The organism is Streptomyces sp. SJL17-4, from assembly GCF_036826855.1.
Classification (GTDB): domain Bacteria; phylum Actinomycetota; class Actinomycetes; order Streptomycetales; family Streptomycetaceae; genus Streptomyces.
Map to the genome: position 1 here is coordinate 2724344 of NZ_CP104578.1, position 11767 is coordinate 2736110.

Below are 11767 nucleotides of genomic sequence, written 5' to 3' on the forward strand. Positions count from 1 at the left end.
TTCGTGATCCCCGTGGGGGGCTGGGGTCCTGGGGTCAGGCGTTCTGCGGTACGGGGGTGTTCTCCGGTACGGGGGTGTTCTCCGGTACGGGGAAGGCGTGGGTCAGGACCGCGTACGTGCGCAGCTCCTCCAGGAGGCTCAGGCCGAGCCGGTTGTGGAGCATGTGCGCGTGCGAGAAGAGGACCATGCCGGGGTGGGTCGGCGACTGCTCCCGGATCTCGTCCGCGTGCGCGGCGAGCCGGGCGTGCCAGCCGGCGAACGGGCCGTGGGCCTCCGGGTCCAGCGCGATCTCCCCCTCGACCCGGGTGATCGTGTCGAGGAGTGCGGCCGGGTGGCCCGCCTCTGCGGCCCAGGCGCGCCAGGCGCCGAGGCCGTGGGCGTAGTAGTACGCGCGCTCCGCCGGATCCCCGAGGGCGGCGGCGACGGCGACGGTGCCGCGCAGGGCGAGCATGGCCCGCTGCCGCTCGCTGCTCACCTTGGGCAGGGCGGCGAGGACGAGGGTGCTGGAGAACTCGAAGAGGGACTCGGCGGCGGGCATGAGGGCCCGGCCGCCGTAGCGGTCGAACTCCGGGTCGTAGGCGGCCGGGTGGACACCGGGGGGCAGCAGGGCCTTCACGGAGGTGTTCTCGCCGGTCTCGCCCGCGGCGGCGAGCCGCTCGGCGCCGCTGCGGTACGCGGCGGGGTCGAGCGGCTCCTCGCCCGGGGCGGGCGCGCCTGCGACGGCCAGCCGCTCGGCGAGGGCGGCCTCCACGCGCGCGCGTGCGGCGGGGTCGAGGTCGCCCACGCGGAGCCGGAGGTGCGGGCCGGACTGCCAGTAGCGGATGAAGAACCACGGGGTGCCGGGGGCGAGTTCGCGGATCGTGGGGCCGATGACATCGGTGACGGCCCGGTCGTGTGCCGACCGGGCCGTCGTACCGAGATGGAGGTGCCAGGCGGTCCATGCGGTCCGCTGCGGCGCGGATGGCGGCGTCGGGGTCCGGGGCGGGGTCGCCGTCGGGTTCGGGGTCGGGGTCGGCGTCGGGGTCACGGGGACGCTCCTTCAGAGTCTGAGGTCGAGCAGCGCGCCGCCGGTGTCCTGCGGTACTCCCACGACCACGGACAGGACGATCATCTCGTCGGGGTCCAGGCCGAGGACGCGCTGGGTGGGAATCTCCTTGAAGGCCCGCACGGGGCGGGCGAAGAGGCCGGAGGCGGCGGCGGACAGGCAGAGCCCGTGCGCGGCCCAGCCGGCGGCGTGCTGGACGGCGCCCCAGCCGGCGGCCCCGAGGCGCTCGAAGAGCTCCCGGGTCCGTACGGACAGGAACACCGTGAAGGGCGCGTCGCGGATGCCGCAGCCGTTGACGGGCGAGACGCCGTAGCCGTACTGCTCCTCGAGACGCTCGGGCGCGGTCGCGTCGGCTCGCCGCAGGTGCGCGGCTCCGTCCCGGAGCCGGTGGACGCCATCGGTGCGTCCTTCGACGCCCTGGACGACGGCGGTCGCGTTCAACGCCTCGAAGGCGGTGGCGAGTTCGGGACCGGGCGGTGGCACGGAGAGCCAGCGGGCCGCGCTGTCGAGCGCCTCGGCGGGCACGTTCCGGCGCCGGCCGCTCATGCCGTGCAGGGCGCGCGGCATGCGTCCGGAGTGGCGCCGCCACAGCAGCTCCGCCCAGTCCGGCACGGTCGCCGAGGGGCCGAGGCCCGCCGGGACGGCGGTGGTGAGCGGGGCGGGGGCGCCGTCGTACGTCTGCTGCCGGTTGACACGGATCAGCTCGGCGAGGGCGGGGTCGGTGCGGGTGAGATGGGCCGGTGTCCCGGGCGCCGGGTCCGCCTCGCGGGCCGGCACTCCCCCGCCGTCCAGCTCCACGACGAACGGCAGGGACCACGCCCAGGCGTCGTCCAGGCCGAGGGCCGGCAGCAGGGCGTGGGCGTCCGGGCCGGGAAGGCGGAGCCGCGCGGGTACGTCGAACAGTTCCAGGCCCAGACTCAACGCCCGGAGCACGAAGCCGAGTTCGATCGCGATGAGCGAGCCGCGGAACCACTGGTAGGCGGGCGGCACGGTCGTGTAGCGGCCGGTGAGCAGGACGTTCCTGGCGGGGCCCGCCGGGGCGCCGGTGAGGGCGTGCCGGTCCGGTTCCAGGAGGCGCCACGGCATGCCCGCGCCCCCGTCCACGAACGCGTGGACGGGGAAGAGGCAGCGGGGCGAGGCGTACGGCCGGTGGTCGTTGTAGGGGTTCTCGGGCTCTCTGCGCTGGGGGCCGAAGGCGGTGACGAGGGCGCGGCCGAGCCGGTCGTCGACCGGTTCGGCCGCGACCGGTTCGGCCGCGCTCGGGGTCCCGCCGCCCCGGGCCGCTGTCCGAGCCGCGCCCCGGTCTGGCGCGCCACCCGGTGGCAGCGCCGGGTACTGCAGGGCCGCGAGCCGGTCGTGGGTGCCGAGCGGCAGGGCCTGGCGCGGGCCGCCCCCGCGCGGCGGCGGGGGCGGCACGTGCGTGTCGGGCGGCGGTTGCGGCACCCAGGTCCACGGGGGCGCCTCCGGCGCGTCGTCCCCGGCCCCGTACGCGTACCAGAGGGGCTCGCGGGCGATGCTGTTGTCGCCGTCGGGGCCCGGCAGGTCGACGGGTCCGCGCCGGGTCCACGCCCCGGCGCCGGCCGCCGCCTCCGTCGCGCGCGGGGCCGTCGGGGCCGTCACGGGAACGGGTGGGGGTCGAGGGGGATCGCCCGGAGCTCCTGCCCGGTGCCGCGCAGGGCGGCGGTGAGCCGGGGCAGTCCGGCCAGCCGCTGCTGGGCGTGGCCGAAGCACATCGGGACGATGCCGGGGACGACCGCGCGGGCCACGTGGATGCCCGCGTCGGCGTGTTCGCGGCTGGTCTGGTCGACGAGGACGATCCGGTCGAGTCCGGCCTCGGCGAAGAGTCCGCGGACGAAGTCCAGGGCGCCGCGCACGTCCCCGCCGGAGCCGCGCTCCATCCGCCCCGGCCAGTCGGGGAAGGCCTCGTCGAGCGTGACCCGGGGGCCGCCGAGCGCGGCGGTGGCACGGGCGGCGGTCTCGGGCAGCGAGGAGAAGCGGACGTGGTCCTCCAGCTCCTGGACCAGCCACGGGTCCTCGACCATCGGCTCGACGGTCTCGCGGGTCCAGTCGACCGGGTTGGTGACGAGCTGGGCGACCTCGCGCAGGGCGCCGCGGATCGCGGACTGCGGGTCGGCGCCGGAGCCGGCCGAGGAGAAGGTGGCGGGGAAGGGGTTGAGGCGGTTCACCGCGAGCACCCAGACGACGGGGAGGCCGATGTCCTGGGTGGCGACGAGGAGGTGCACGTCGAAGCCGCGCGACTCCATCAGCTCGATCATGGCCCGGCTGGTGGGGTCGGTGAGGGAGGAGTTCGGGATGGTCGGCAGGGGCGCTGCCCGGTGCCAGGAGAGCAGGAAGGCGTCCCGCTCGGCCAGCTCGAACAGCGAGTGCAGGGCGGCCTCTTCGAGGTTGGCGCCGACGGCGCAGCCGCTGGACGACTCGTAGAAGTAGTGCTTGCGGCCGGGCGTCCCGGCGGCGCGGGCGGCCCTGCGGTCGCGGCGGTGGTTGTACTCGTACTGGTAGAAGGCGTGGTCGGCGGGGACGAGCAGCGGGCGCCCGTCGTCGAGGTCGTGACCCCACACCCAGTCCATCGGGGTGTCCGCGTCGAACGGCGTGGCCCTGCTGGTCGGATGGGCGAGCTGCCCGGCCGTGTACTGCCCGAGCCCGGCCGGGTCGACGGCGTGGTCGGCGACCTCGGCGTACGAGCGGTGGGTGAGGACCGGGATGTCGTACGGGAAGCCCGCGAGGCGTTCGTACGCCTCCAGGATCGCCACCGGTCCGGTCTCGGCGAAGGTCCGGGCGCGGCCGTGGCCCATCGCGGGGGCGTCCGGCACCACGGCCATGCTCATCGCGAACGGGGCACGGGACTCGCGCAGCAGCGCGCGGACAGGCCCGAAGCGGCCGTCGACCAGGCGGTCCTGGAGCACCCCGCGCTCGACGAGTCGGCTCGCGGCGGTGCGGGTGCAGTCGTCCGGGAAGGCGGGCCGGTCGGTGAGGGCGAGCGGCGCCGGGGTCTCCGTACCGTCGAGCCGCTCGTACGCCGGTCCGCAGAGCGGGCAGTGGAAGCTGCGGGCGATCCGGTGGCGGCGCAGGCCGCGCGGCGAGACGGAGAAGAGTTCGCCGGGCCCGAGCGGCCGCCTCACCAGGTGCTCCAGGGTCGCCCGGAGCAGTTCGGGGAGGAGCGGCGCGCCCGGCCCGGGGGCGGTGGTCGCGTACCGGAGGTCGCCGACGAGCGGGTGGTCGGGGACGGTGCGGTCGCGGACCTCGGCGCAGCCGGCGCAGCCGGCGTCGGTGCCGGGCCGCCAGAGGGGCCCCACCAGGACCTCGTCGCCCAGGAGGCGTACGGAGAGGTGGGCCCGGTCGGCGGCGACGGCCTCGTCGAACCGCGCCCGCTCCCAGGCGAGGTGCCAGCCGCGGTCGACCGCGACGGTTCCCTCGGGGAGGACGTCCGCGAGGGCGTCGAGCGCTGCGTGCCAGGCTTCGTCGGCGGGGTGGGCGTCGAGCCCGGGACCCTGGGCGAGGGCCGGGGCGGGGACGGGGGCGGGAACGGGAACGGGGACGGAGGTGAGCGTGTCAGTGGGCATCGTGGGCCTCCACAGGGCCGTACCAGAGGGGAAGCTCGCCGAGCACGGGGTCGTGGCGGAGGGCCTCGCCCCGGTACGTGGTGCCTGTGCGGGCGGCCAGTTGGGCGCGGAGGGCGTCCAGGACGGCGCGGTCGGCGAAGAGCAGGGCGTCGGTGGAGAGCGGGTCGACGGTGCCGGGTCCGCCCACGGTCTGGGTGTGGGCGAGGGCGGTGCACAGGGCGTTCCTGGCGGCCTCCGCCGCGTCGGCGCCCCAGGCGCGGCCGAGGGTGACGCCGTCGGCGGTCACCTCGGCGAGCCGCCAGTCGAGGCCGGGCACGTGGTGGAACCGTACGGCCGGCTCCTGCGGGAGGAGGTCCCGGAGGCGGGCGAGGATGCGCAGGCCTTCGGGATCGAGAGGCTCGGCCCGTCCCGTTCCCTCGGCGGGGGCACGTGTCTCGCCGCCCGCGGCCACGGCGGGGGCGCCCGCCGGGAGGGCCGCGGGCGGCACGTGCGGGGTGACGGTCTTCGCCGGAAGGGGCGCCGTCTCCTCGGCGAGCAGGCGCAACGCGCCGTCGAGGAGCCAGTGTTCCCTCGTGAGCCCTGCCGCCGGGGTGGGAGCCCCGGGGATGTGGGCGTGCGGGCCGGCCGCCGGGGTGGGAGCCCCGGGGATGAGGGCCCGCAGGGCCGCCAGGGTGGCCGCGACGGTGGCGGTCTCCTGATGGGCGGCCCAGGCGAGGACCGTGGTCGTGGGGCGGCCGTCGGCGCGGAGCTCGGCGGCGCGCAGGGCGAGCGGCATCTGGGGCAGGTCGGCGCCCTCGGTGAGGGCGAGCGGTCCGGTCCAGCGGGCGGCGAGCGGGGTCGCCGTCTCGCGTGCCTCGTCCGGTTCGGGACGGGGGTCGGCGGGGGCGGTGCCGAGGGTGAACGGCCCCTCGGGGAGGGAGCCCGGTCGGCCGGTCGCGGCCGCCTGGTGGGCTCCCTCGACGGTGACCCGGTCGGAGACCAGGTCCGTCCCGTGCACGACATGGGCCTCGCCCGTGTCCGCCGTACCGGTGAGGGTGTCGATGAGGAGCTGCGCGCCGAGGGCGCCGGCAAGCGCGTCCGCCATGGGGCGGGGCGCGGGCGCGGTGGACTCGGCGGCGGCCCAGACGCGGGCCCGGTCGTGGAACGCGTCCCGGACGGCCGGGTGTCCGGGGCCGGTGAGGGCGGGGCCGGTGAGAGCGGGGCCGGTGAGAGCGGGGCCGGTGAGAGCGGGGCCGACGAGGGTGACGCCGGTGCCGCCGAGGAGGACGGGGACGACCAGGGGCGCCTCCGTCGGGGATGTCCCGTCGTCCTCGCGGATGTCGAGGACCGCGTCCGGGGTGGCGGCCGCCTCGTCCGTACCGGTGAGGACCGTGCCGACCCCCGCCCGGCGCAGGCCGCGCACGGCCGGGCCGGTCGCGGTCGCCGGGCCGGTGACCAGGACCGTCGCGGAGCGGAGCCGGGCGAAGGCCCCGTACGGGTCGTCGAGGAGGCCTTCGAGGCGGGCGAGGGACTCCGTGTGCCGTTCCCGTACGTCGGCGGGCGGTTCGGGCGCGGTGTGCGCGGCCGGGTCGAGGAGCAGTCCGTTCTCGCGGAGCTTGTCGACGAGGAGACGGACGGCGGGGCGGGCGCGTTCGGTGCCGATCTCGGCGACGAGCGCGTCCTCGTCGGTGCCGTCCTCCAGGAGCGGGACGCAGCCCTGGGCGACGGCGTGCAGGACCTCGGAGCCGCGCAGGACGAACTGGGCGCGGGCGCCGCTGAAGTAGACCCCGCCGGGGACGGGCGCGTAGTGCAGGTCCGGACGTGTCCTGAGCACCTGTGCGGGCATCGTCATCGCTCCTCCCCGTCGGTCGTCGGGTGGTAGGTGAAGCGGCCGCCGGCGGTCCGGCCGACCTCGACGACCCACTCGGTGGCGTGGGTGCCGTCGACGACGCCGGGCAGCGCCTCCTCCAGGTAGCTGCCGCCGGTGTCGGCGCCGCGGCGCTCCAGCATCCGGGGCAGGACGCGGGCGCCGAGCGCGCTGCTCAGGTCCACGTACTGGGGCTTCTGCTGGAGGCGCTTGGACTGGATGTCGGGGGCGCCGACGGAGAGCGGGCCCTCGTCCTCGGGGACGGTCTTGATGACGACCTCCTCGGGGACGCCGTACTTGGCACGCCAGGCGTTGAGGGCGAGGAGCCGCTCGTGCTCCTCGGGACCGGCGGCCAGGGCGGTGCCCAGTTCCTCTCCCCCGTACCAGCGGCGGCGGCCGATGAGGACGTCGCCGACGGCCATGCGGGGCGCGACGCGGGTGGTGGCCCGGTCCCAGGGGGTGGCGGCGTGCCAGCTGTTGGGGAGGGCGTTGAAGAGGCGGCCGCTGATGGCGAGGCCGGAGGCGACGGAGAGCGGCGGCGGGAAGAGGCCGGGGTGGCCGGTGCCGAGCGGCAGGACCCGCAGTGGGGCGCCGTCGGCGTCCTCGACGCGCAGGGAGTCGGTCTCGGGGTCGTGGGCGAGCCGCAGCCCGAACCAGTCGTCGGGGGTGAGGCCGCCGGGCAGGATCGGCGTGTGGGCGTTGACGTTGAGGCGGTGCAGACCCAGGTCCTCGGTGACGCGGGCGCCGTCGTGGCCGTACACCCGGCGTACGTGCTCGGCGAGGCGGGGCAGCGCGCGGCCGCCGAGGCGCCGGTCGGCCTCCAGGAAGCGGGCGTAGAGCATGCCGTGGCCCGGCAGGCCGTCGTTGAGGACGAGGTGGCCGTCGCCGCGCTGGAGCAGGATGCCGTAGATCAGCGGGTCGCGGCGGAATCGTTCCGGCAGGTCGCCGGTGAGGCCGGCGACCTGCTCCGGGCTGATGCGGAGGGTGTCGTCGCCGCGCTCGACGGCCCGGCCGATGAGGGCGTGGAGCGTCTCGGTGACCTCGCGGCGCAGCTCGTAGATGCGCTCCAGTGAGCCGTCGTCGGGGCCGATGCCCTTGAGCGCGGTCGGGTCGCCGGGGCCGTCGGGGCCGTACACGGCGGCCATGGCGGCGGCGCGGCGCGATACCTCGCCGACGACGAAGGGGGCGTGGGCGGCGAGGGGGACGTTCGCGCCGGGGCCGAAGCGCTCGACGAACGCGGCGGTCATGAGGACGCGCACGTCGTGCAGCCAGTCGAAGACGGTGAGGAGTTCGACGGCCGGGCCGAGGTCCTTCAGGGACTCCTTCCAGGGTTCCGTGGCCACCTTGAGCGGCGGCATCACGTAGTCCTCCTCGACCGTGACGTGCGCGGGGCGGCCCGCGGCATGACTGAGTTCGCCGAGGGCGCCGCGCAACTCGGCGAGCGCGTCGCCGCGTTCGGCGGCGGGCGCGGCGGTGAAGGCGGGCAGGCCGGCCTTGACGCGGTCGGTGAGCAGCTTCGTCACCGGGCGGGGGTCGTCGGGGGTGAGCAGGACGTCGTAGTCGGTTGAGCCGTCCTCGGCCTCGTGGAAGGTGCAGAGGAGGCCCTGCGCGACGGCGCCGCGGACCTTCTGGTCGGCGTCCTCGGCGGCGATGCCGGAGCGTTCGGCGACATGGGCGACGACGGACGGGAAGGGGCGGGGGCCCATGGAGACGGCGTCGAGGAGGTCTCCGGCGGGGCCGTCGAGGGAGACGGCGGCCCGGCGCATCCCCTCGGGGGCGGGCTTCAGGAAGAACAGCTTCCCGGCCGCCGGGTCGGGCGCGGAGGTCGGCGGCAGGCCGATCCACATGTCCTCGATCGCCCGGCCCGCGGGGTCGGGCAGTCCGCCGAGGACGTAGTTGAGCATCACGCGGTCGAGGCCGGGGAAGGCGGTCGCGCCGGCGAAGCCCGCCTCGTCGGGGCCGGGCGCGGCCGGGTCGGGCTCGGCGATGCCGACGGCGGTGAACCGGGCGAGCGGGCTCGTACGGACCATGGCGCGGGTGACGTACTGGATGAGTCCGCGCTCGGACTTGCGGGACTTGGAGGGGACCTTGCCGGGGGCCCGGACGGCGGCACGGTAGCGCTCGGCCTCCTGGTGGACCTCGGGTGCGACGAGGGCGAGGGAGCGCAACAGGTCGGGGTCCCCGAGGAGTTCGGCGAGGACGCCGCGCTCGCGCTCGGCCGCGTCGGGGTAGCCGGAGACGAGTTCCTCGCGGATCCGCTCGCGCTCCTGGCGGGCTGCGAGCCAGGCGGCGATCACGGGGGTGGCGGGCTCCGGGGCCTTCTTCGGGGCCTTGCCGCTGTTCACGGAGCGGCGCAGGGCGATCAGTTCACGCCGTTCGGCGTCGTCGGTCGCGGCGCCGATCCGCTCGTACAGCTCGTCGGAGGCGGCGGCGGAGGCTTCGGCGAGGGTCTGCTCGGCGGCGTTGAGGAGCACGAGCTGCCGGCGCAGCTCGGCGTCGGCGAGCCGGGCCCGGCGCAGCGGGTTGACCCGCAGGAACCAGAGGGGCTCGGGGGCGGGTGCCGCATGCGCGGGGGTCGGTACGGTCGCCGGCTCGGGCGTCGGTACGGTCACCGGCTCGGCCGTCGGTACGGTCGCCGGCTCGGGCTGAGTGGCCCCGGGCAGGTCCGTCGGGGGGCCGATCACGGGGGCGGTCATCGGAGGGCTCCCTCGGGGGCGGTGCCCTGAGCGGGGCTCGGGGCAGGGGCGGATGAACTCGCGCTCCCGGCAGGGGCGTTCGCGGCGATGCGCTCGCGCCAGGAGACGCCGAGGACCTCGTCGACGGTCTCGGCGACGGCGAAGCAGGTGTAGTAGCGCTGCATCGGGGAGACGGTGAGCAGCGGCAGCTGCTCGTAGAAGAGGTTCGTGAGGAGGCGGAAGGAGGCGAACCATGGCGACGGGGCCGAGGTCACGCCGGCCTCGCCGACGGTCCGGTGGAAGTCGCTGTCGGGCTGCTCGCCCTGCGGGACGACGGTGGTGGCGCCGGGCGGGCCCATCTCGGAGCGGTCGAGCCCGGCGGTCGCGCCGTCGAGCAGGTCGAGCGTGAGGGTGCCGGCGGCGACCGCGCTCTCCAGCGCCCCGGCGCCGTAGGCGAGTCCGGTGCGCCAGGCGGCGGCGGTCGCGGAGACCTCGCCGCTCAGCCGCTGCTCGACGACCCTGCGGAGCACGGGCGCGTCCTTGGCGAGGCGCTGCTGGAAGACGGGGCGTACGTCCTTGGTGGGCGCGGCCCAGGCGAGGAAGGCCTCGACGTGGGAGCGGGGCGAGAAGACTCCGTATCCGAGGCCGAGGGTGTGGGTGTCGGCGAGCGCGACGAAGGCCTCGGCGAGCCGGAGCGTGCCGGAGCCGGGCTCGCCGGCGAGGTCGTCGATCGTCCGCAGGAGTGCGGGGGTCAGGGCCCCGTGCACGACGGTGCGGAAGCGGTCGAGGCGCGGGTCGCGGGCGGCGGGCTGCCCGCCGGACTGCCCGTCCGCCTGCCCGCCGACCCGCCCGCCGGGCTCGATCCGCTCGACGGCGCCGTGTTCGCGCAGCGGCAGGTACGGCGGCTGGACGGCCTCCAGGCGGCCGAACTCGCGGGCCTGGTCGAGGTAGGTCTCCTCGGTGAGGGCCCGGGGCGGGTCGAGCGGTCCGGCGTCCAGGGCCCGCGCGACGCCTTCCCAGTCGGGGCCGCCGCCGGGGACGCCGGTGGCGTCGCGGGCGAGGATGTCGACGTGCGGCCCGTGGAGCCACCCGCGGCGCAGCTGGACGGCGGGAGCGCCCGCCTCGTTCAGCGCGCGGGCGACCGGTACGACGTACCGGGCGAGCCAGGCCGGTGTGACCGGCATCCGTGTGTGCAGCCGCACTCCCGTCAGGCCGTCGGAATCCGGCTTCACGGCAGTGCGCTCCAGCGCATCAACCCCCATGCTTTCGCACCTTCCGAGAATTCGAGAACAACGTCCTGGGCTTTCTTTCGCTTCCGGCCGTAATCATGTGGCGGGGAATTGCGGGGCGTAAGGGGAAAGAGGTTCCGGCTGACATGTGTCACCCTTTCCGTGACGCTCGGGCCATGGCTTCACGCGATGCCGATCGAGTCGGACTGGCTGAAAATAGACAACCCGGTCGGATCATCACGGTGGAGCGTTGTAGGGTCCGCGCCATGACTACGGAATCCACCGACGCCGAGTGCCTGGCACTCACGCGCAATCTGCGCCGTCGCGGCGCGATCGTCCTCGCCGTCTTCGCCCTCGTATGGGCCTTCGCGGGCGGTTCGGGAATAGCGGCGGTGCCCGTGTCCGTCGCGGTCGGCGTCGTCGCGGCCGCCGTGACCGCCGGCGCGGTGGTGTTCGCCTTCCGGGGCACCGCGGGTCCGGTGACCCGTCTCGTCCGCCTGCCGGAGAAGTGGAACCGGGGGGTCGGCCTGGTCAACATGGCCGAGCTGGTGGCGATCTTCGCAGTGATCGCCGCGTCGAACGCCTCGGGCCACCCCGAGTTCATCCCGGTCGGGATCTGCCTGGTCGTGGGCCTGCACTTCTTCCCGCTCGCCCGCCTCTTCGACCAGGGGCAGTACAAGTGGACCGCGATCTTCCTGACGGCGGTCGCGCTCGTGGGGCTCGTCGTCCTGGCGGCCGGCACCACTGCGGAAACGATCCGTACGGTGGTGGGCCTGGGCGCGGCGATCGTGCTGTGGGCCTCGTCCTTCCACGTCGCCCTGCGGGGCTGACGGCCCGGACCCGGACCCTTCGGAAACAGCGAGACGCACGCGAGGATGCGCCACCCGGCCGGAGCCGGGCGGTCGCATCCTTCGTGCGTCGTGCGTTCAGCCTCGGTTACTCGGTCAGCAGGCCGAGCAGGTGGAGGAGGACGACGACGAGGTGCCGATCGAGCCGCTGGAGGCACCCATCTCCGGGAGGGCCACGCCCTGGGCGACCTCGAGGGTCTCCAGCTCCGCGACGTCGAAGTTGTCGAAGGCCGCGTCGTCGCCGTTCTTGATGTCGTCGATGCTCATGGTGTGTTTCCTTTCAGCGTTTCGGTTGGGGGATGTTCAGCAGGCGGAGCAGGTGGAGGACGAGGAGGACGAGGTGCCGATCGAGCCGCTGGAGGCACCCATCTCCGGGAGGGCCACGCCCTGGGCGACCTCGAGGGTCTCCAGCTCGTCGACGTCGAAGTTCTCGAACGCCTTGTCCGCGTCCTGGCCCTGCTTGATGTCGTCGATGCTCATTCTGAATTCCTTTCCGAATTCTTCTCGGCAACCGTTCGGCTGCAACACCAATAATGCTGACCG

9 protein-coding genes are annotated in these 11767 nt (G+C 75.3%); 1 reads left to right on the forward strand and 8 read right to left on the reverse strand.

Features of this window, described 5'->3' with window-relative positions; genetic code table 11:
- Window positions 1–34 precede the first annotated feature (34 nt).
- From N5875_RS11750 to N5875_RS11775, 6 genes are read right to left on the reverse strand one after another with little or no spacing between them, the layout of a single operon-like run.
- Complete coding sequence (locus N5875_RS11750) at window positions 35–1027, reverse strand: thiopeptide-type bacteriocin biosynthesis protein (protein WP_338493493.1); 993 nt, start codon at window positions 1025–1027, stop codon at window positions 35–37.
- Between the two features lie 12 nt (window positions 1028–1039).
- Window positions 1040–2665, reverse strand: coding sequence for a nitroreductase family protein (locus tag N5875_RS11755; protein ID WP_338493495.1), 1626 nt, complete (start codon window positions 2663–2665; stop codon window positions 1040–1042).
- Entirely contained in the window at window positions 2662–4626 is a 1965-nt protein-coding gene (locus N5875_RS11760) for a TOMM precursor leader peptide-binding protein (protein WP_338493496.1), read from the reverse strand. The genes N5875_RS11755 and N5875_RS11760 overlap by 4 nt, the downstream gene beginning before the upstream one ends.
- The gene (locus tag N5875_RS11765) at window positions 4616–6457 is read right to left on the reverse strand and encodes a hypothetical protein (RefSeq protein WP_338493497.1); all 1842 of its coding nucleotides are present in this window, start codon (window positions 6455–6457) and stop codon (window positions 4616–4618) included. Before N5875_RS11765 ends, N5875_RS11760 begins: the two co-directional genes overlap by 11 nt.
- Window positions 6454–9168, reverse strand: coding sequence for a hypothetical protein (locus N5875_RS11770; RefSeq protein ID WP_318207780.1), 2715 nt, complete (start codon window positions 9166–9168; stop codon window positions 6454–6456). The genes N5875_RS11765 and N5875_RS11770 overlap by 4 nt, the downstream gene beginning before the upstream one ends.
- Window positions 9165–10409: a hypothetical protein gene (locus tag N5875_RS11775; protein ID WP_338493498.1), complete on the reverse strand. Its 1245-nt coding sequence runs from the start codon at window positions 10407–10409 to the stop codon at window positions 9165–9167. Before N5875_RS11775 ends, N5875_RS11770 begins: the two co-directional genes overlap by 4 nt.
- Before the next feature lie 233 nt (window positions 10410–10642).
- Between N5875_RS11775 and N5875_RS11780 the strand changes: the two genes are divergently transcribed.
- Window positions 10643–11206: a hypothetical protein gene (locus N5875_RS11780; RefSeq protein WP_318207782.1), complete on the forward strand. Its 564-nt coding sequence runs from the start codon at window positions 10643–10645 to the stop codon at window positions 11204–11206.
- A gap of 114 nt (window positions 11207–11320) precedes the next feature.
- On the opposite strand, the gene N5875_RS11785 is transcribed toward N5875_RS11780, so the two are convergent.
- Complete coding sequence (locus N5875_RS11785) at window positions 11321–11491, reverse strand: thiazolylpeptide-type bacteriocin (RefSeq protein WP_015036315.1); 171 nt, start codon at window positions 11489–11491, stop codon at window positions 11321–11323.
- A gap of 36 nt (window positions 11492–11527) precedes the next feature.
- Complete coding sequence (locus tag N5875_RS11790) at window positions 11528–11704, reverse strand: thiazolylpeptide-type bacteriocin (RefSeq protein ID WP_073912617.1); 177 nt, start codon at window positions 11702–11704, stop codon at window positions 11528–11530.
- Window positions 11705–11767 lie beyond the last annotated feature (63 nt).